General features: G+C 66.8%; 18 protein-coding genes. 8 read left to right on the forward strand and 10 right to left on the reverse strand.

Features of this window, described 5'->3' with window-relative positions; all coding sequences use genetic code 11:
• Window positions 1-68: 68 nt before the first annotated feature.
• Complete coding sequence (locus ACDC67_RS05325; protein ID WP_376691254.1) at window positions 69-1,067, reverse strand: UPF0149 family protein; 999 nt, start codon at window positions 1,065-1,067, stop codon at window positions 69-71.
• Between the two features lie 133 nt (window positions 1,068-1,200).
• Here ACDC67_RS05325 and ACDC67_RS05330 point away from each other — a divergent pair, with 133 nt between their 5' ends.
• Entirely contained in the window at window positions 1,201-2,763 is a 1,563-nt protein-coding gene (locus ACDC67_RS05330) for a glutamate synthase-related protein (RefSeq protein ID WP_376691255.1), read from the forward strand.
• Window positions 2,764-2,783: 20 nt separating this feature from the next.
• Here the strand turns inward: ACDC67_RS05330 and ACDC67_RS05335 are convergent, their stop codons facing one another.
• Entirely contained in the window at window positions 2,784-3,803 is a 1,020-nt protein-coding gene (locus ACDC67_RS05335; protein WP_376691257.1) for a UPF0149 family protein, read from the reverse strand.
• 148 nt (window positions 3,804-3,951) lie between these two features.
• Between ACDC67_RS05335 and ACDC67_RS05340 the strand changes: the two genes are divergently transcribed.
• On the forward strand, window positions 3,952-4,860 hold the full coding sequence (locus tag ACDC67_RS05340; RefSeq protein ID WP_376691258.1) for a radical SAM protein: 909 nt from the start codon (window positions 3,952-3,954) through the stop codon (window positions 4,858-4,860).
• A gap of 2 nt (window positions 4,861-4,862) precedes the next feature.
• Complete coding sequence (locus ACDC67_RS05345; RefSeq protein WP_376691260.1) at window positions 4,863-5,618, forward strand: NRDE family protein; 756 nt, start codon at window positions 4,863-4,865, stop codon at window positions 5,616-5,618.
• 53 nt (window positions 5,619-5,671) lie between these two features.
• Here the strand turns inward: ACDC67_RS05345 and ACDC67_RS05350 are convergent, their stop codons facing one another.
• The 6 genes from ACDC67_RS05350 to ACDC67_RS05375 form a co-directional block, all read right to left on the reverse strand.
• A complete protein-coding gene (locus ACDC67_RS05350) occupies window positions 5,672-7,345 on the reverse strand; it encodes an IPT/TIG domain-containing protein (RefSeq protein ID WP_376691262.1) in 1,674 nt (557 codons plus the stop codon).
• Window positions 7,346-7,452: 107 nt separating this feature from the next.
• Window positions 7,453-9,528, reverse strand: a complete 2,076-nt coding sequence (locus ACDC67_RS05355; RefSeq protein WP_376691265.1) for a protein kinase domain-containing protein — start codon at window positions 9,526-9,528, stop codon at window positions 7,453-7,455.
• Window positions 9,512-10,531, reverse strand: a complete 1,020-nt coding sequence (locus ACDC67_RS05360) for a hypothetical protein (RefSeq protein ID WP_376691267.1) — start codon at window positions 10,529-10,531, stop codon at window positions 9,512-9,514. The genes ACDC67_RS05355 and ACDC67_RS05360 overlap by 17 nt, the downstream gene beginning before the upstream one ends.
• A complete protein-coding gene (locus ACDC67_RS05365) occupies window positions 10,528-11,874 on the reverse strand; it encodes a hypothetical protein (protein WP_376691269.1) in 1,347 nt (448 codons plus the stop codon). The genes ACDC67_RS05360 and ACDC67_RS05365 overlap by 4 nt, the downstream gene beginning before the upstream one ends.
• Before the next feature lie 129 nt (window positions 11,875-12,003).
• Complete coding sequence (locus ACDC67_RS05370) at window positions 12,004-13,395, reverse strand: PhoH family protein (RefSeq protein ID WP_376691271.1); 1,392 nt, start codon at window positions 13,393-13,395, stop codon at window positions 12,004-12,006.
• 33 nt (window positions 13,396-13,428) lie between these two features.
• Window positions 13,429-13,893, reverse strand: coding sequence for a peroxiredoxin (locus ACDC67_RS05375; RefSeq protein ID WP_376691273.1), 465 nt, complete (start codon window positions 13,891-13,893; stop codon window positions 13,429-13,431).
• Between the two features lie 347 nt (window positions 13,894-14,240).
• Between ACDC67_RS05375 and ACDC67_RS05380 the strand changes: the two genes are divergently transcribed.
• Entirely contained in the window at window positions 14,241-14,867 is a 627-nt protein-coding gene (locus ACDC67_RS05380; protein ID WP_376691274.1) for a hypothetical protein, read from the forward strand.
• Window positions 14,868-14,880: 13 nt separating this feature from the next.
• Here the strand turns inward: ACDC67_RS05380 and fdxA are convergent, their stop codons facing one another.
• Window positions 14,881-15,204, reverse strand: coding sequence for a ferredoxin FdxA (gene fdxA / locus ACDC67_RS05385; RefSeq protein ID WP_376691275.1), 324 nt, complete (start codon window positions 15,202-15,204; stop codon window positions 14,881-14,883).
• Between the two features lie 156 nt (window positions 15,205-15,360).
• On the opposite strand from fdxA, the gene pcnB reads away from it, so the two are divergent.
• Genes pcnB through panC form a run of 4 tightly spaced genes read left to right on the forward strand, consistent with a single transcriptional unit; the run spans window position 15,361 to window position 18,829 of the window.
• On the forward strand, window positions 15,361-16,641 hold the full coding sequence (pcnB, locus tag ACDC67_RS05390) for a polynucleotide adenylyltransferase PcnB (RefSeq protein WP_376691276.1): 1,281 nt from the start codon (window positions 15,361-15,363) through the stop codon (window positions 16,639-16,641).
• Complete coding sequence (folK, locus tag ACDC67_RS05395) at window positions 16,638-17,159, forward strand: 2-amino-4-hydroxy-6-hydroxymethyldihydropteridine diphosphokinase (RefSeq protein WP_376691277.1); 522 nt, start codon at window positions 16,638-16,640, stop codon at window positions 17,157-17,159. Before pcnB ends, folK begins: the two co-directional genes overlap by 4 nt.
• A gap of 12 nt (window positions 17,160-17,171) precedes the next feature.
• Entirely contained in the window at window positions 17,172-17,975 is an 804-nt protein-coding gene (gene panB / locus ACDC67_RS05400; protein ID WP_376691279.1) for a 3-methyl-2-oxobutanoate hydroxymethyltransferase, read from the forward strand.
• A complete protein-coding gene (gene panC / locus ACDC67_RS05405) occupies window positions 17,975-18,829 on the forward strand; it encodes a pantoate--beta-alanine ligase (protein ID WP_376691634.1) in 855 nt (284 codons plus the stop codon). The genes panB and panC overlap by 1 nt, the downstream gene beginning before the upstream one ends.
• 85 nt (window positions 18,830-18,914) lie before the next feature.
• Here the strand turns inward: panC and ACDC67_RS05410 are convergent, their stop codons facing one another.
• Window positions 18,915-19,556: a nucleotide-binding protein gene (locus ACDC67_RS05410; protein ID WP_376691281.1), complete on the reverse strand. Its 642-nt coding sequence runs from the start codon at window positions 19,554-19,556 to the stop codon at window positions 18,915-18,917.
• Between the last annotated feature and the right edge of the window lie 33 nt (window positions 19,557-19,589).

Below are 19,589 nucleotides of genomic sequence, written 5' to 3' on the forward strand. Positions count from 1 at the left end.
TTCCATTGCTGTACGCGCCCTGATTCGTGAGGCAAGCATCAGAGTGATCGAGCGTTGCGGAGTTGGTTCTATCGTGATCGCGTTTGCATCAGGATGGGATGGGCCAGGAGGTGGAGTCGGCGCGTGGCGTTGCGGATCGTTGCTTCGAGCGGAATGTCCTCGTGCGGGAGCGCCGAGGGCGCGCTGTGGCCCGCGGGTTCCGGGTCGGCAAAGCGGGTCAGGATCGCGGCCCTTTCCTGCCAGTCAGCACGCAGTTCCGGGTGCTTCTCCAGATGCCTGCGCCACTGGGGCTCCAGAAGGCGTAGGGCGCTCAGCAGGCCGCGGCACCAGTCGCTGAAGGGCGGCTCGAGGCCGTCTTCGGCTTCGGCCCCGGGCTTGCAGGAGGCGGGAATCGGGTCGGCGCCCTCGAACAGGGCTTCCGAGACGCGCTCGCACAGAGACTGGTAGGCGTCGATGACCGGCAGGTAGGCGGGCGCATCGAGCGCCTGGTAGCCGCCGAAAAGGTATTCACTGCGCACGGACCCGGTCACCAGCGTGGGCGCGGCCGCGCAGCCGAAGCAGAACCCGGCGGCGGTGGCGAGCTTCATGGCCGAAGGCTCAGCGTGGTGGCGGCAGTAGTGCTCGATGACCGCCTCGTGCGCCGGGGTGAACATCCGTGCCCGCCCGGCTTCGAAGGCCGCCGGCAGGATGGCGATGTCGTCCTCGTCGAGCAGGCGTTCGGTGCCGAAGACTTCGCCAGGGGCGGCCTTTCGCCCGACCCGATTGAGCTGCTCGAATGCCCGCGAGCCCCCGACTTCCGCCAACGCCCAGACCGCGACCGTGCGCGCCACCCCCGAGGCCAGGATGCGATCGAACAAGCGCCGTGTTTCCGGGGGATAGCCGGCGGCAAGCTGGTCTTCGACCTGCCGCCAGCGACCCGCGCCGGGCGCCGTGCAGGGCAGGCCGCCACGGTTCGCCTGCAGCCAGCCGGCCACGGCAAGCTCGCGTTCGCTCTCGGAGGCCGCCAGCCATTGGGCCGGCGGGGGCGTGCAGGGATCATAGACTAGGGGCTTGGCGATTCGGGGCATGGCTCTACCTTGCGATTGCGGCCGGGACGAAGTGATTTTCCTGAAACGATACCGGGAGGAGCTGGCCGTGTCCAAGCCCTCCTTCACCCCGGCATGCTAGTTTGAAAAGTGGAGAAAAAGAGGAGAAGCAGACATGTCGGAGCAACCGGTCGTTGCCGCCCTTTCGCCCCAGGGCGTCAAGGTCGAAAAGGGCGAAACCTACTTCTGGTGCCGCTGCGGGCGCTCGAAGAACCAGCCGTTCTGCGACGGCTCGCACGAAGGCACGGGCATCACGCCGGTCGAATTCGAAGCGGACAAGGATGAAGAACTGTATTTCTGCCGCTGCAAGGCTACCGGTGATCAGCCGCTTTGCGACGGTACGCACGCCAAACTGGATGTCGAAGTCGGCGATCCCGTGCCCGAGGATGCCCTGAAGTCTTCCGACGATGATGGGGGTGACGGGGACAATGCGCCCGAAGCCGAGGCGACGCCGGAGGAGCCGACCGTCGCACGCATCCACGAGATGGCCAGGCACGGTCTGGAGAAGTCCGGGCCGCACGGCGAGACGGTCGCCATGGGCGTGCCCAGGAGCGAGTTGCCCGACTGGAACGACATCCAGATACTCACCGCGCAGCTTGCGCGCAAGCCGCTCGAAGAGGAGGCCGTGGTCGATACGCGCCTGGTCATCGGGCCGAAGGCCGAGCGTCCGCTGGAGCTCGACATTCCCCTTTTCGTCTCCGACATGAGCTTCGGCGCGCTGTCGCCCGAGGCCAAGATTGCCCTGGCCCGCGGCGCGGAAATGGCCGGCACCGGTATCTGCTCGGGCGAGGGCGGGTCGATGGACGAGGAGCGCGAAGCCAACTCGCGCTACCTGCTGGAGCTCGCCTCGGCGATGTTCGGCTGGCGCGAGTCGCTGCTCGACGAGGTGCGGGCCTTTCACTTCAAGGGCGGTCAGGCGGCCAAGACGGGTACCGGCGGTCACCTGCCCGGCAGCAAGGTGACCGACAAGATTGCCGAAACCCGCGGTATCGAGGCAGGCAAGGACGCGGTATCCCCGGCGACCTTCGAGGAGTTGCGAAGCGCCCGGGATTTTCGCCGTTTCGGCGACAGGGTGCGCGAGCGCAGCGGCGGCATCCCGGTCGGCTTCAAGCTCTCGGCCAACCACATCGAGGACGACATCGATTTCGCGCTCGATGCCGGGGCGGACTACATCATTCTCGACGGGCGCGGCGGCGGTACCGGTGCGGCACCGGCGATCTTCCGCGATCACATCAGCGTGCCGACCATCCCGGCCCTGGCGCGGGCGCGGCGTCACATGGACAAGCGCTGCGGTCGCGACGTCACCCTGATCGTCACCGGTGGCCTGCGTACACCCGAGGACTTCGCCAAGGCGATCGCGCTGGGTGCCGACGGGGTCGCGCTGGCCAATTCCGCCATCCAGGCGATCGGTTGCGTGGCCGCCCGCATCTGTCACACCAACCGTTGCCCGTCGGGCGTGGCCACGCAGGATCCGAAGCTGCGCAAGCGCTTGAAAGTGGATCAGGGTGCCGAGCGCCTGGCGCGCTTCTTCGATGCCTCGGTGCACCTGATGGCGATGCTGGCGAGAGCCTGTGGACATTCGGCCATCGCCGACTTCTCACCTGCGGACCTGACGACTTTCAAGCGCGACATGGCCCGGCTCAGCGGCGTGGCGTTCGGCGGCGTCGCGGATTCTTAGAACGCCGAGCCCGCGGCGCTTCAATCGGTGCCGTCTTCGCGTTCCATGATCGGGTGTGCCAGGCGGAACAGGCGCCGTATGGCGTCGGCCAGTCCGGCGTGCATCCGCCGGGCCGCCTCGGCCAGGTCATCACCGTTGCCGCGCTCGCGCAGAATGGCCCGGGCCTGGTCGCGCCCGGCGAAGAAGCTCAGGGTGGCGATGGTTTCCAGGTACTCGGCGTGCAGGTCGGGGTGGCCGGAAAGATGCGACTCCCAGCCCGGCGCGACCACCGGCTGCGTTGCCAGGAAACCCCGGCACCAGCCTGCGAAGGCCAAGTCGAAACAGGCTTCCGGTTCCGCGGGTGGACGCACGGCCGGCGGGATCGGGTCATCCTGCTCGAACACGGCGTCGGAGACGAAGCGGAACAGCTCGCGGTAGGCATCGGCGACGGGCAGGTAGAACGGCGCCGAGTCGGCCACCCGGTTGCCGTACATGTGCTCGTAGAGCGTGTGATTGCGAATGAATTTCGGCGACGCAGCGCAGCCGAAGCAGAATCCCGCGGCCTCGGCGAAGGGCATCGCGCCCTCCGGATCATGGTGGCGGTGGTAGTAGTCGATCACGGTCTGGTGCGACGGGCCGAATCCGCCCGCCGAAACCTCGAAGGCGGCCGGCAGGATGGCCGTGTCGGCCTGATCGAAGAGGCGCTCGATGTCGAATATCTCCGGCCGGCCGGAACGCCTGGCCTCGCGCCCGAGCTCATCGTACTGACGGCTGCCGACCGCCTCCGCCATCGCCCACAGCGCCACCACGCGATCGATTCCGGCCTCGCGCAGGCGCGCCATCAGGCGAGCGGTCTCGGGCGGCAGTCCCGAGGCCAGCTGGTCCTCGACCTCGCGCCACTCGTCGGCGCTGCGCGGTGCGCAGCAGGGGAAGGGCATGTCGTTGTGCTTGAGCCACCGGCGTACGGCGAGCGTTCGCTCGGCTTCCGGTGCGGCCAGCCAGGCCGAGCGGTCGGGGCCGCTGCGCGGATCGTATTCAAGCCGCTTGGCGTTGTCGAACATCGGATGACCGGCCCTTTCGGAAACTCTCGCTCATTATGCAATGCCGGGCGTGGTCACGCGCGAAAACCGCCGGATGCAGCCGCGAACGCTTTGCCTTCCGGATTGACGGTTACAATCCGGTCAGGTCCGCCTGCCGTTTGAATCGCACATGTCTGCTTCGCCTCATACCGACCCGATCCGCTACGTCGAACCGGTGTTTCGCCCGCCGAGCGAGGCCAACTCGCTCATCCTGCCGGTCACCGACGGCTGCTCGTGGAACAAGTGCAGTTTCTGCGAGATGTACACGGCGCCGCAGAAGAAATTCTGGGCGCGCGACGAGGCCGAAGTGCTGGAAATGATCCGCCGCTGCGGCGAGCTGTTCGGCGACCGCGTCCGGCGCGTCTTCCTGGCCGATGGCGATGCGCTGGTGTTGCCCACCCACCGGCTACTCCGCATTCTCGAGGCGACGGCCAGGCACATGCCCGGGGTCGAGCGCGTTTCGAGCTACTGCCTGGCTCGCAACCTGCGCCGCAAGTCCGTCGCGGAGTTGACCGAACTGCGCGAGGCCGGGCTGGCCATGGCCTACCTGGGCGCCGAAACGGGCGACGAGACGGTGCTCGAGCGCGTCAACAAGGGCGAGACCTTCGAGTCGATGCGCGCGGCCCTCGACAAGCTGGGTGCGGCCGGAATCCGGCGCTCGGTGATGATTCTCAACGGCCTTGGCGGACGGGTCCACAGTGTCCGTCACGCCGACAACTCCGCGCGCCTGATCAACGCCACGCAACCGGAATACCTGGCGACCCTGGTCGTGAGCTTTCCGCAGGGCGAGGAGCGGTTTCGGGCGTCCTATCCAGAGTGGGAGCCGCTCGACCAGGTCGGGCTGTTCCGGGAGATGCGTCGATTTCTCGAAGCGCTCGAACTCGACCGCACGGTCTTCCGATCCGATCACGCCTCCAACTGGCTGGTGCTCAAGGGTACCCTCGGTACCGACAAGGCGCGCCTGCTCGAGCAGCTCGAGCAGGCGATCCGCAGCCCCGACCGGGCCGCGCTGCGCCCGGAGTGGGCCCGCGGCTTGTAGCGATGTGCCTGATTGCGTTCAGCTTCACCCCGGGCCGCGAGCGGCACCTGCTGCTGGCCGCCAACCGTGACGAGTTCCACGAGCGGCCGGCGCGTTCGATGAGCTGGTGGCGATGGCCGCAGGGGCCGCTGGCGGGACGAGACGAGCGCGCCGGTGGCACCTGGCTGGCGGTCGGGCCCGATGGGCGCTGGGCGGCGGTGACCAATTTTCGGGATCCCCGGTCCGAGGGCGCCCGTCGCTCGCGCGGTGAGCTGCCCTCGCAGTTTCTCGCAGGCGATCTGGCGCCCGAGGCCTTCGTTCGGCGGGTGCACGACCGGCGCGCCGACTACGGCCCTTTCAACCTGCTCGCCGGCGATCGCGCAACGCTGTGGTACGGCTCGTCCCGCGCTTCGCCCGCGGTCGTTGCCCCGGGGGTGCACGCGCTGTCGAACGGCCTGCTCGACGAGCCCTGGCCGAAAACGCGTCGAGTGTCCAAGGCCCTGGGCGGTCTGGCGTCCGCGGAGGCCGTCGACGCCGATCGACTTTTCGAGCTGATGAACGACCGCGAGCCCGCGCCGCCGGAGCAGTTGCCGGATACAGGCGTCGGCGTCGAGCTGGAACGATTCCTCTCGCCGCCGTTCATCGTCGGCGAACGCTATGGAACACGCTGCACTTCCATTCTGGCGCTGGGCGCGCGCAGTCGAGTCGCGGAGCGGCGCTTCGATGCCGCGGGCCGGTCGATGGGAGAAGTCGCTTTCGCCTTCGATCTGCGATCCTGAACGCAAGAAGCCGCCGGATGTCCGGCGGCTTCCCGCTCGTGCGTGTTGCCTGATCAGCTCCGCAATCGGAGCACGAGCAGCCCACCGGACAGGCACATAAACACGAGCAGCAGCAGTGCCCAAGGGGTGTCTACCGGCACCGACAGTGTTTCGGCCGGGACGCCCGTGTAGGTGAAGCCGCCCTGCAGCCTGCTGATCTGCGCGTCGGGATTCTCGACCACCACGTCGACCGGACCTTCCGCCCCGGGTGGCGTCGTGCAGGTGATGGTGGTGTCGTCGACGACGACGATGCCGGCGCATGCCGCCCCGCCGATCGTGACCGTGGCGCCGCTCTGGAAACCACTTCCGGTGATGGTGATGTCGGTGCCGCCCGCTTCCGTGCCGCTGTTGGGCGTGACGCTGGCGATGCTCGGAGGCGGTACGGCAACGTATTCAAAGCCGCCGGCGAGCGTGTCCGATTGCGTGTCGGGATTGGTGACGACCACGTCGGCGGTGCCGGTGCCGGCCGGCGTCGTGCAGTCCAGCTCGGTGGCATCGATGAAGGTGACGCCGGCGCAGGCGCTGCCGCCGATGTCGACGGTGGCCCCGCTCTGGAAGTCGCTGCCGGTGATCGTGACGGCGGTGCCGCCGGCTTCCGGGCCGCTGGCGGGCGTGATGCTGGCGATGCTCGGAGGCGGTACGGCGACGTACTCAAAGCCGCCGGCGAGCGTGTCCGATTGGGTGTCGGGGTTGGTGACGACCACGTCGGCGGTGCCGGTGCCGGCCGGCGTCGTGCAGTCCAGCTCGGTGGCGTCGATGAAGGTCACGCCGGTGCAGGCGCTGCCGCCGATGTCGACGGTGGCCCCGCTCTGAAAGTCGCTGCCGGTGATCGTGACGGCGGTGCCGCCGGCTTCCGGGCCGCTACTGGGCGCGATGCTGTCGACCGTCGGCGGCGGCGTGCCGCCAATGATGACCGGGTCGGCCGGCGCGGGTGCGGTGACGTTGATCGACGAAATCGTTTCAACGGTCGTCGAGCCGCCGGCGAACAGATCCAGCGCCTGCCACTGCATCGCGCCGGTGAAGTCGTCGGGTCCGAAGGGAAGGCCGCTGTTGTCGAGGTCGTCGGCCGCGGTGTCCGACAGCAGGTTGCGAATGTTCGGCCACACGGCCACCTGGTAAGCGTCCGCACCGCCGGCGCGGTGTTCGACCGTGTCGGTTTCCGTGATGCTGATGTGGTCCGGAGACGCGATCAGCGTTGCCGAATCGCCAGCGGCGGAAGCGTTGACGTCGAAGTCGGTGTAGATGAACAGGTCCAGGGTGCGATCGGTGCCGCCGGGATTGTCGACGCTGAGCGTGGTCGTGAGGATGGCCTCGCCGGCCGCGGGCTCGGAAATGACCAGCTGCATCGTCGCGTCGAGGCCGGTGCCGTTGAAATCGGTCCAGCTGAGCGTGGCGGTGTCGCCCGTGAAATCCGACGTCGATGGTCCCTGCAGCTGGGATTCCTGCGTTTCTCCATCCAGGCGGTAGGAGAAGCCGTAGGAAAATGCCTGGTCGTCACCACCCGCCGTGAAATTGACGTTGAATCCGGCCGCGTCGGTTGTCCCGGTGAATTCGAAGCTGGCGGCACCGTCCGTAATGGTGCCGGTCGCGCCGCCCAGCGTTGTTTCGGCGCTCTTCTGGGCCGCGATCGGTGCGGCCAGCGCCAGTCCCGCGCAGGCCAGTCCGGCCAATATGAATTTTCTGTACATGACCCACTCCCGTGGCTATCGATTCCCTCGAGAGTCTTCTATAGCACCGTTCCCGGGTGCGTGCAACAAAATGATGGGGTTTGTCAAGTGGGGGGGTTAGAGGTGCACTAACCCCTGAGCTCGCCCAGCGCTGCCGCCAGCGACGCGGTGTCGGGGTAGCGGTCTGCGGGCTTGAAGGCCAGGCAGCGCAGGACGATCGTCTCCAGCTCTTCGGGGATCGCGGGCCAGAAGTGCGACGGCGGCGTCGGTTTGTGGTGGAGCCGTGCCACCGCGATTTCCATGCCGCTTTCACCGCTGAAGGGCATGCCGCCGGTGAAAAGCTCCTCCAGGACCACGCCCAGCGAGTAGATGTCGGTGCGCACGTCGAGACGGCCGCCCTGTATCTGTTCCGGGGCCATGTAGTGGGGCGTTCCGCTGAGCTGGTCGCTCGAGGTGTCCTCGCCCGAGCGCGCCGGCCTCGAGATGCCGAAGTCCATCAGCTTGGCGTTGCCGCGGTGCTCGAGCATGACGTTGCCGGGCTTGATGTCGCGGTGCAGGACGCCGACTTCGTGCACGGCTTCGAGTCCCGCGCAAAGCTGCCGCGCGATTCTCAGCGCGGCGCCATACGGCAGCTTCCCGCGGCGGTCGAGCAGCTCGCGCAGGGTCAGGCCGCTGACGAACTCCATCGACAGGTAGGGCGCCTCGCCCGCTTCGCCGAAATCGTAGGTGCGCAGCACGTTGGGGTGCGTGATGCGCCGCGCCAGCTTCAGTTCGCTCTTGAGCCGCTCGAGGCTCTGCTCGTCGACGCTGCCCGGCTTGATCATCTTGATGGCGACGATCTCGTCGAGTTTCTGGTCGTAAGCCTTGAACACCACGCCCATGGCGCCGCTGCCGATCTCGGCGAGCAGTTCGTAGCGCTCGCCGAGGTGGCGGCGCAGCTTGCCCGACGGTGAGTCGGGCAGCGTGGCGCCGGCCATCGGCTCGGTGGCGTGGCCTTCGGGTTGTTCGTGCGGCTCGGCGTTGTTCTGTCGGTGCGCCTCCAATGGGGCGTGGCGCGCCATATCGGCCATGTAGTCTTCCATGTCGCGCTTCTCGCGCAGGCTGCTCAGCAGGCTGTCGAAGGCGCGCGAGAGACGTCCGATCTCGTCGCTGCCGTCGGTTGCGACCTGGTGACGGTAATTGCCGTCCATCGCGGCTTCCGCCGCGGTCGTCAGGCGGCGCACGGGCTGGAGAATGCGCTGCGATATCGCGTAGGAGAGGACAAGCGCGACAACAATGGCAACGATGCCGGTGATCAGAACCACGATCGGAATGTTCTGGTAGGCGGCCAGCTCACGGTCGAGGGAGGTCATTGCCACGGTCGTGCCGAAGGCTTCGCCGCGCGCGTCGATCAGGGGCGACAGTTGGGCCAGCCAGCGGTCGTCTCCGAGCTCGATGCGAAACGTGCGACCTGACTCGGATGTCTCGAGCAGAGCGCGGCCCAGCTCGCCGTCGGCGTCGATCTGGTCCACCAGGCGATCGGTGGCCGGCACGTCCAGGGTCGTGGCGACCACGCGGATGCGATCTCCGGCGGTCAGGTAAGCCACGTCGGCGCCGCTGACGCGTTTGACGTCGTTGGCCAGCGAGTTGTCGAGCGCCAGCCCGGCGACCAGGAAGCCGGCGACGGTACGACCGCGCGCGATCGGCGTGACCGATGCCTGGTAGAGGGTGTCACCGCTCGACCACAGGCCGCTGACCGGCCCCAGCTCCTCCAGCCCGCGTGCGACCAGCGGGTTGCCGGACAGATCGACCGCCAGCGCCTGCGGGCGATCCGTTCGCGCCACCACATTGCCGGAGGGGTCGAGCACCATCGCGATATCGATCCCGAACTCGTTGCGCCGCGACTGCAACAGGTCGGCGACCGAGCGCGCGGCCAGGTCCGGGTCGTCGGCGTTGACCGCCTCGTCGACGTAGCTGCCGAAGTAGGGGTCGGCCGAGACCAGCTCGGTGATCAGTTCGAGCTGCCGGGCCCGAAACTGCCTGAAGTAGCGCTGTACCGACTGGCTGTTCGACAGCGAGGTCTCGACCGTGTCGGCGGCGATGTCGCGCACCACCTGCAGGGTGACCACCATGGCGCCGCCGACGGCGAGCGCCAGCACCAGCCCGAAGGCCAGGAACAGGCGCGCGCCCAGTGAGAGCCCGTTGCGTTCAGCGGTAGGGGTCACGGTCTCGGCGATTGTAGGGTTGGCCGGTCTTGTCGCGATGCGGCGGCAGCCTGGGCTTGCTGACCTCCAGCGTGACCTCGATGGGTTCGTCGACGGGCAGCCTGATCGGGCGCGACCAGGCTTCGCTCTGCCGATGCCAGATGCGCAGTTCCCCCTCGCCCGCGGGCAGGCCGGTCAGGCTGAAGCGACCGTCGCTGTCGGCGCTCGTGTACCAGGGCGTGTCGACCACCAGGACATGGGCGTGCATGTCGTGGTGCACGTTGCAGTAGATGTTGACCGCGCCGGGCTGCTCGAACCGCACCGACGGGGATTCGCCGGGCCCGTAAACGCCGAGGTCGAACTCGTTGTCGGAAGAGACCGAGAACAGGTTGTGCAGGATGGGATCGTCGTTCGGGAAGCGGACTTCCGTCCCGCTCGAAACCGTCAGCACGGTCGGCGACAGCTCCTTGTCGCGGGTGACGATCTCGGCGGGGTCGGGCGGTGGTTTTTCATCGGCCGTGTCGCCATGCGACTGCGCGATGAAGTAGACCATGGCCTCGTCGACATCGGCATCGCCGCCCACGAGCCGGATTCGGCCATCGAGGTCGTTTCGCTGCGGCGCTGCCGCCGCGGTTCGCGCTTGTGCCGTCTCTTCCCCCGGCGCTGGATCCGGCTGCGATGGCGCCTTGTCTTCAGCGGTTGCGGGTTCGGGGTCGGGCTCGAGTTGTTCGGGTGGCTTCGACGTTGCGGGCGCAACCGCTTCGTCACCTTTTCCGGAAGCCTCGGCTGGCGGTGCGGCCTCGGATTCCCGGTCAACGGACTCGTCCTGGCTGGCCGGTTCCGGCTCGGGCGCAGGTGGCGGTTCGGGCTGCTCGGGCCGGGTGGGCTCGGGAGCGCCCGTGTCTTCGGCGGGTTCCGGCGCGGTCGGTTCCCGATCGTCGGGCACCGGGCGCGGTTCCATCGGGACACAGGCAGACAGCGCCAGGGCGATCGCGATAAGGGCGGTGGCGCTGATTCTTCTCACGGACGCCACCTCAGGGTAAGCAGCCACTCGTCGTTGTCGATCGTGCCCGCGCTGGCGAACATGCGGTTGTCGGCGTATTCCGCCGTCAGGTCCAGGCCGGGCAGGATGGTCAGGCGCACACCGATATCGATCTTCTCCCAGTCCCAGGCGCCGCTGGGGAAGGGGGTGACGTCGGGATTGGCAAAATCGTTGTCCAGGCGCGAGAAACGCATGGCCGGCTGGATGCGCGAGAACATCTGCTGGCCGTCGTAGGCCCAGATCAGCGGCAGGTCGAACGACCAGGCCGCTTCGATTTCCACGCCGCTGCGCGGCAGGCCGGCGAGCTCCTGGTCGACGTACTGGCCGAAAAGCGAGAGATCGCCGAGGTAGGCGCGCGCATTGAGGCCGTATTCCTCGCGGTCGTCGCCGTCCAGGCCCGGGTAGGGAAACTGGTTGGCCGGGCCGCGCAGAAGGTCCAGGTCGCCGCCGTAGAAGGTGCCCTTGAGCGATGCGGTCTCCTGGAGCTCCCCGCGGTAGCCGAAGAGCATCAGGTCGAAAGCGCGCTGGCCGGAGTCGTCCGCCCAGCGATAGCCGGCGGCGGCGCCCAGCTCGGGATCGCCGTCGAAATCCAGGCCTTCGATCTCGGCATCGTAGAGGATGGGGATCCCGGTCTTGAGCTCGGGGTCGGGGTTGGGTCCGAGCAGGGCTTCGATGCCGTTGTCGCCGGCCAGCGCGTTGGGGTCGCGGATGAACAGCGGGTTGCCCTGCGTGATGGAACCCTTCAGGTAGAAGTTGCCGCCCAGGTCGAGGCCGAACTCGGCGCCGAGGTCTTCGAGTCGGTTGAAGGCGGTCGAGACCAGGCCGTAGCTCTCGAGATGCCGGTCGTCCTGGCGCTCGAACTTCTGGAACTTGCCCAGTTTCAGGTAGCCGTCGAAGCCCTCGTCCGGCAGGGCCGGCATGATCTCTCGTCCCCAGCGCAGCCAGAGCTGGTCAACGTCGACCTTCCGGTCGCCGGAGGTGGGGTTGCGTTCGTGGCGGTCGATGAAATCCACCCTGGCGTGGGCGAGAAAGCGCTCGCCGTGGCCGATGTTGGCGATGAAGCTCACCAGCGAGACTTCGAAGTGCCCGCCGGGCTCGACCGTTTCCATGAAGCCTTGTGATTCGCCGGGCGGCAGCATGTCCGGGGTGAAGGGGAAATTCACCGGGACACGGGTGGATTCGCTGTCGCGGTAGTGCATCCTGGCCTCAATCCCGAAATCCGCGTTCCATTCCGGAGAAGCCTCCTGGCCCGGAGCTGCCGCGGAGGCGGTGAGCAGCGCTGCGAGCAGCGGTACGCGCCCGAGCGAAGTCTGAATATGTTGCATGGCGAACCTCCCCGTTCGGTCCCTCGTGATCGACCCGGTCAGGCCTTTCGGCCCGTCGAACCGACCTTTATCAGTGTCCAATGCTACAACATTGGTCGATTGCCGCCCTTGACCTGCCGGGCCGTGCGGTCAAAGTTGTTCGGAGGCGAAATCGGCCAGGCGCGAACGTTCGCCGCGTCTGAGCGTGATGTGGCCGGCGTGCTGCCAGTGTTTGAAGCGATCCACCGCGAAGGTCAGCCCGGAGGTGGTCTCGGTCAGGTAGGGCGTGTCGATCTGCTCGACGTTGCCCAGACACACGATCTTGGTGCCCGGGCCGGCGCGGGTGATCAGGGTCTTCATCTGCTTGGGCGTGAGGTTCTGCGCCTCGTCGATGATCAGGTAGCGGTTGAGAAAGGTGCGACCGCGCATGAAGTTGAGCGAGCGGATCTTGACCCGCGAGGCAACCAGCTCGTTGGTGACCGCGCGTCCCCAGTCGCCGGCGCCCGTGTCGGTTTCGGTCAGGACCTCGAGGTTGTCGGTCAATGCGCCCATCCAGGGCGTCATCTTCTCTTCCTCGGTGCCGGGAAGGTAGCCGATTTCCTCGCCGACCGAGACGGTGGCGCGGGTCATGATGATCTCGCGGTAAGTCTTGTCGTCGAGCGTCTGGGACAGCCCGGCCGCAAGCGCCAGCAGGGTCTTGCCGGTGCCGGCCGTGCCGAGCAGCGTGACGAAGTCGATATCGGGGTCCATCAGCAGGTTGAGCGCGAAATTCTGCTCGGGGTTGCGGGCATGAATACCCCACACGCCTTGCTGGGAGCGGCAGAAGTCGCGCGCGACCTCGAGCACCACGCTCCCGTCCTCGACCTGCCGAACGATGGCTTCCAGGCCGTTGTCGTCGTCGAGCCGGAGGCACTGGTTGGGATACCACTCGTCATCGGCGCTGCGGCCGATGCGGTAGAAGGTGCGTCCTTCCCGGGTCCAGGAGTCGCGCGTGTCTCGTTCTTCCCAGAAGCGGTTGTCGAGCTCGCGAACGCCGGAATAGAGCAGGCTCAGGTCGTCGAGGGCGCGATCATTGTGATAGTCCTCGGCGGTGATGCCATGAATCGCCGCCTTGATGCGCAGGTTGATGTCCTTGGAAACGAGGATTACCTGCCGCTCATCGTGGCGATGCTCGAGCGTGAGCGCGGCCAGCAGGATTTCGTTGTCGGCCAGGCCGCGGTCGCCGATGAGCTCTTCGCCGCTGCCGAGCGGTTCGGTCTGGAAGTACAGCCGGCCGGTGCCGACGTTCAGTCGCAGGCCGTCGGGTTCGGTCAGCGCCAGGCCCTCGTCGAGGGACTTCTCGCTGCCCATCATCTGCCCGATGAAGCGACTGACCTGCCGGACATTGCGCGCGACCTCGGAAACCCCCTTCTTGGCCCGGTCGAGTTCCTCGAGCACGATCATGGGCAGGAAGATGTCGTGTTCGGCGAAGCGAAACAGCGCCGTGGGGTCGTGCATCAGCACGTTGGTGTCGAGGATGTACAGGCGCGGGCGCTCCGCCATGGCAATTGATCTCCGAAGTCGGTAAAAGCGGGTTCAGTTCAGTTCGCGCACGGCTGCGAGGACGTCCTCGACGTGCCCCGGAACGCGCACCTTGCGCCACTCGCGCACCAGCGCTCCGTTGGCGTCGAACAGGAAGGTGCTGCGCTCGATGCCCATCACTTTCTTGCCGTACATGTTCTTTTCCTTGATCACGTCGAAGTGCCGGCACAGGACCTCGTCGGGGTCGGCGACCAGGGGAAAGGGGAAATCGAACTTCTCGGCGAACTTCTCGTGGCTCTTGAGCGAATCGCGCGAGACGCCGAGAATCCGGCAGCCGAGCTGCTCGAATTGCTCGAAATGATCGCGAAAGGATTCGCCTTCCCGGGTGCAGCCTGGCGTATTGTCGCGCGGGTAGAAATAAACCACGACCGGTTTGCCGACGAAGTCGTCGAGCTGGATGGAGGTGCCGCCGGTGGCTTCCAGCGGTGGAGAGGTCAGTGTGATATTCGATGGGCTCATGAAAAGTAAAATATTCGTTTAATCAGTCATTTGTGAGGCATTGTCGACCCGACGCGGGTCGCCGATGGGTTACAATCGATACGAAATCAGGATACTTGTGGCCCTGAGGGTCCGCAAGAGATTCCGGCGCTTCGTCGATGCGCTGTCCGCTGACCGGGGCGCCAATCGGCATAGCGAGGCCGAATAGACCGTTGAATACTGAGACAATCTTGATCAATCGCCACCCGCCTGGCATGACGTCGCTGGACGAGAGCCAACATGTTGCCTAAACTGCGGGGCTGTTTGTCACGCCGCCGCTGCATGAGACGGCGGGTATCGTTTCCCATTTCTGACCGGATTCAAGGGGTATGACTCGAACCCGAACCATTTTCGTTCTTCTGCTCGCCGCGACGCTGCTCCTGGGCGGCTGCTTCAACCGGGAGCGCGATCCGGTCTACGTCTCGAGCGAGGAGATCTCGCCCATCGAGGCGCCGCCCGGACTCGATCAGCCGGCCACGCGCGATACCTACGACGTGCCCGGTTATTCGCTGCCGGAGCTCGCCGCCCAGGGTCAACAGGAGCGGCCGCCGGAGGTTCAGCCGAGCTCGGTCGCCGAACGCTCGCGCTCGCAGATTCGCTTTGGCCGCAAAGGCCTTTACCTGGCGGTCGAAGATCAGCCCGACAGCGTCTGGCGGCGCCTGGGATTCTCCCTCGACCGGGGTGAAATGCAGCTGCGGCAGATCGACGAGACCGAGCGTCGCTACCGCTTCAGCTTCAGCCACGAGCCGATCCGGCCGGATATGGGCTTTTTCGACCGCATCACTTTCTGGAGCCGGCCCGAGGCCATCGACTACAGCGGCGAGTACGTCGCACGGGTGGCTTCGGAGGCCGAGGGCGGCGTCACGCGCGTGGAGCTGCTCGATGACGACGGCGATGTCGTCGAAATGGATCGCGCCGAGTTCGTCCTGGCGCGCCTGCGTGAACGCCTGGGCTGAAGGTCGGCGTCGCTCAGCGCTCCAGGTGCTTGATCTTGCCCGGAACGTCTTCCCATTCCTTGGCGTCGTCCGGCGCGGGCTTCATTTCGGAGATCACCGGCCACTCGCGCGAAAGTTCCTCGTTGATTTTCAGGAACTCGACTTGATCGGACGGCAGGTCGTCTTCGGGATAGATGGCCTGGACCGGGCATTCCGGTTCGCACAAAGTGCAATCGATGCACTCTTCGGGATCGATGACCAGGAAGTTCGGGCCCTCGTGAAAGCAGTCGACGGGGCAGACTTCAACGCAGTCGGTGTACTTGCACTTGATGCAGTTCTCGGTAACGACGAAGGTCATGATGGCTCTTCCGGCTTGCTGGCGATGGGATGCCCGTCCTCGCGGCATCGACTGGAGGGACGACGGGCAGGTGATAGACTGTATTTTACCAGTTGCGCCGCCTGCCATTGACCGCAGGCGCCATCAATAACAAAACCCCATACGGATACCCGACCATTGTCTGAGAAGGCAAGCATCATTCCCGAATCACGCCACGGCATTCAGCCCGAGCGCGTCAGCGCCAACGCGCGCAAGGTGGTGGAGCGGCTGCAGGAAGCCGGCTACCTCGCGTATATCGTTGGCGGCAGCATCCGCGATCTCGTCCTGGGTCACGATCCCAAGGATTTCGACGTGGCGACCGATGCCACGCCCGATGAGGTCGCGGCAGTGTTTCGCAACGCGCGACTGATCGGGCGGCGTTTCCGGCTCGCGCACGTGCGTTTCGGCCGCGAGATCATCGAGGTCGCCACCTTCCGCGGAACCGGCGAGGGCGGGGATGACGAGCACCGTGAGGTCGACCAGGGCCGGCTGGTGCGCGACAACGTCTGGGGCAGCGAGGAAGAAGACGCCAAGCGGCGCGACTTCACCATCAACGCGCTGATGTACGACCCGGAGACGTCGACGATCCGCGACTACGTCGATGGCTATGACGACCTGCTCAAGCGGCGCCTGCGCCTGATCGGCGACCCGGTCACCCGCTACCGCGAAGACCCCGTGCGTCTGCTGCGCGCGGTGCGCTTCAAGGTCAAGCTCGACCTGGAGCTGGATCCGCCCACGGCCGGCCCGATTCCGGAAATGGCCGATCTGCTGCACGACATTCCGCCCGCCCGCCTGTTCGACGAGATTCTCAAGCTGTTCATGGGTGGACGGGCCTGGGATACCTTCCAGGCGCTGGTTCGGCTCAATCTCTGGGAGCCGCTGTTTCCCAGGCTCTTCGACGACCCGAGCCAGCCGCCCGTGCTGGTCGAACAGGCGCTCAAGAATACCGACCAGCGCGTGGCCGAGGGCAAGCCGGTCACACCGGCGTTCCTGTTCGCCGCCTTCCTGTGGCGCCGCGTCGAAGAACGCGCCGAGGTCCTGGTTTCCGAGGAAGTGCCGCCGGTCGAGGCGCTGGCCATCGCCGGCGAGGAAGCGATCGTGGCGCAGGCCGAGCGCGTGGCCATCCATCGCCGCTTCTCCAGCATGGCGAAGGAAATCTGGTGCCTGCAGCCGCGATTCGAGAACCGCCGCGGCAAGCGTGCCCAGCGCCTGGCCGCCGAGCGCCGGTTCCGGGCGGCCTACGACTTTCTGTTGCTGCGCGCGCTGGAGAACCCGGATCTGCAGGAGCTGGCCGACTGGTGGACGACGTTCCAGGAAGTCGACGGTGAAGAACGCCGCGAGCTGGCCCAGGCCGCGCCCGGCAAGGGGCGGGGCAAGCGACGTCGCCCGCGTCGGCGAAAGAAGAAGGCCGCGTCTTGACCGGAGCCTGGGTCGGGCTGGGATCCAACCTCGGTGATCGGGTCGCGACCCTAGATGCGGCGCTGGAACGGCTCGATCAGATTGAGTCCAGCCGCGTGGTCGGCGTCTCTCGCTACTACCGTACAGCGCCCTGGGGCGAGACCGATCAACCGGAGTTCATCAATGCCGTCGCCTGCGTTCGCACCTCGCTTTCGGCCGACGCGCTGCTGCGCGCCCTGCTGGCGATCGAGTCCGCGCTGGGCCGAACGCGTGACGGGTCCCGCTGGGGGCCGCGCGTCATCGACCTCGATCTGCTGCTTTTCGGCGACGAGCGCATCGAGCGCGACGACCTGGTCGTGCCGCATCCACGCCTGCACGAGCGCGCTTTCGTTCTGATTCCACTGGCCGAGCTGGCGCCGGAGCGCGTCGTGCCCGGACAGGGCCGGGTGGATGCATTGCTCGGCGCGCTGGAGGATAATGAGCGCTCGGGTGTGCGCCCGGGCCCGGAATCGGGCTACCGAGTTTCGCCAGATCAATAGGGAGATGCGTTGATGAACGCCGCCAGTGCCGTGACGCTGCCCGCCCTGGCCGCCATGAAGGCCGAGGGCCGCGTGATCACCATGCTGACCGCCTATGACGCCAGCTTCGCGCGCCTGGTCGACGCTGCCGGTGTCGACTGTGTGCTGGTCGGAGATTCCCTCGGCAATGTCATCCAGGGCCGCGATTCCACCCTGCCGGTGACGGTCGACGACATGGTCTACCACACGCGCGCCGTGCGCCGCGGGCTGGAGCGGGCCCTGCTGCTGGTCGATCTCCCGTTCATGAGTTATCACGATCGCGGCAGCGCCATGAAGGCGGCCTCGGCGGTCATGCGGGCCGGCGCGCAGATGGTCAAGATCGAGGGTGGCAGCGCCCACGCCGAGACCGTGGCGGCGCTGGTGGCCAACGGTGTGCCGGTCTGCGCGCACCTCGGATTGACGCCGCAGCACGTCCACCAGCTCGGCGGCTATCGTGTGCAGGGCCGCGAGACAGGTCCGGCCGAGCGCCTCAAGGCCGATGCCCGGGCGCTGGCCGAGGCCGGCGCCGGCATGCTGGTTCTCGAGTGCGTTCCGGCAACGCTGGCGCGGGAAGTGGCGCAGTCGCTGGCCATTCCCGTTATCGGCATCGGCGCCGGGCGGGACGTCGACGGGCAGGTGCTGGTGAGTTACGACATGCTGGGGCTTTCCCCGGGCCGCGCGCCGAAATTTGTCCATGACTTCCTGGCCGACACCGGCGGCGTGCGCGAGGCGATCGCCGCCTATGTCGCAGCCGTGCGGGAACGTCGCTTCCCGGGCGACGAACACACCTGGCAGTGATGCCGCGCGTCATCGAGACGCTGTCGAGTTTGCGCGGATCAGTCGCTGACTTGCGCGCCGGCGCTGGCCGGATCGGGTTCGTGCCCACCATGGGCAACCTTCATCGCGGCCATCTCAGCCTGTTCGAGGAAGCCTGGAAGCATTGCGATGCCACGGTGGCGTCGATCTTCGTCAACCCCACGCAGTTCGGCCCCGGCGAGGACTTCGAGGCCTATCCGCGCACCTTTGAAGCCGACCTGGAGGCCCTGGCGTCGGTCGGCTGCGACCTGGTCTGGGCGCCGCCGGTCGAGACCATGTATCCGCTCGACCAGCCGTTCATGCTGCGCGTGCCCGAAGTCCTCTCCGACCGACTTTGCGGCCGCAGCCGCCCGGGCCATTTCGACGGGGTGGCGACCGTGGTTCTGCGGCTGTTCAGCCAGGTCCAGCCGGATGTTGCCGTCTTCGGCGAGAAGGACTTTCAGCAGCTGTTGATTCTCCGGCAGATGGCGCAGGATTTCTCCTTGCCGGTCGCGCTTGTCGGGGCGCCCATCGTGCGCGAGGAAGACGGCCTGGCCATGAGTTCGCGCAACGGGTATCTCGACCACCGCCAGCGCGCCATCGCGCCCGCGCTGAGTCGCGTACTCCGTGAAACGGCGGACGGGTTGATCGCCGGCGAGGACTTCGAGCGCTTGAAGAAGCGTGCACTGGCGCAGCTGCAGTCAGCCGGCTTCAGCCCGGACTACCTGGAATGGCACTCGGCCAAGGACCTCGGCGAGCCGAAGCCGGGTGAACCCAGCCGGGTGTTCGGCGCCGCGTGGCTGGGCAAGGCCAGGCTGATCGACAATATTCCGGTGCCCGCGGCAGCTACTGCGTGAGCGGGAGAGTGTGGGGTGTGGTTGCAAGACGGAACCCGGAACCCGCTCTTCCTGAAACCTGAACCCTGAAACCTGAAACCTTCGTCTAACCCTTCCCCACCGACTTCTTGCTCCGAATCCAGCTCATGATGTCCTCCCACTGCTCCCAGTCCGGCCAGGCGAGGTAGGGCGGCAGGTCGGAGACGGTCAGGCCGCGTTCGAAGGCGCGCACGTAGTTCATGGTATCGCGAAGATTTCCGACCACCGGTACCCGGAAATCGTCCAGAAAACCCGTCAGTTCGCGGAAGATGATGGTGTGGGGCTTGACGCGATTGGCGATCAGTCCCACGCGGACCTGCCCCTTCTTGACCGGTTTGAGTTCGAGCAGGTGATTGAGGAATCGCCAGGCCGCGCGCATGTCGACCGGGGAGGGCAGGACCGGGACCAGGAGGGTCTGCGAACGGCGCACGATGTTGCCCAGTTCATGGCCGGCGACCGCAGCCGGTGTGTCGAGAACGAGGGTGTCCGCTTCGGCCGGCGCCCGCAGCTGCCCCTTGTGCGGCTCGGCCGGGATGATCTCGGGGTACTCTTCCGGCCGCTGTGACAGCCAGTCGGAGGCCGACTGCTGGGGATCCATGTCGCCGAGCGCGACGGCGTGACCCTCCCAGGCCAGTGCCGCGGCCAGCGATGTGGCAATGGTGGTCTTGCCGCAGCCGCCCTTGGCGTTGACGATGGCGATGGTTCGCATGACTGGCGCCCTCCGTTGTCAGTTCGACCCGAT

Source organism: Wenzhouxiangella indolica (assembly GCF_042310355.1).
Taxonomy (GTDB): domain Bacteria; phylum Pseudomonadota; class Gammaproteobacteria; order Xanthomonadales; family Wenzhouxiangellaceae; genus Wenzhouxiangella.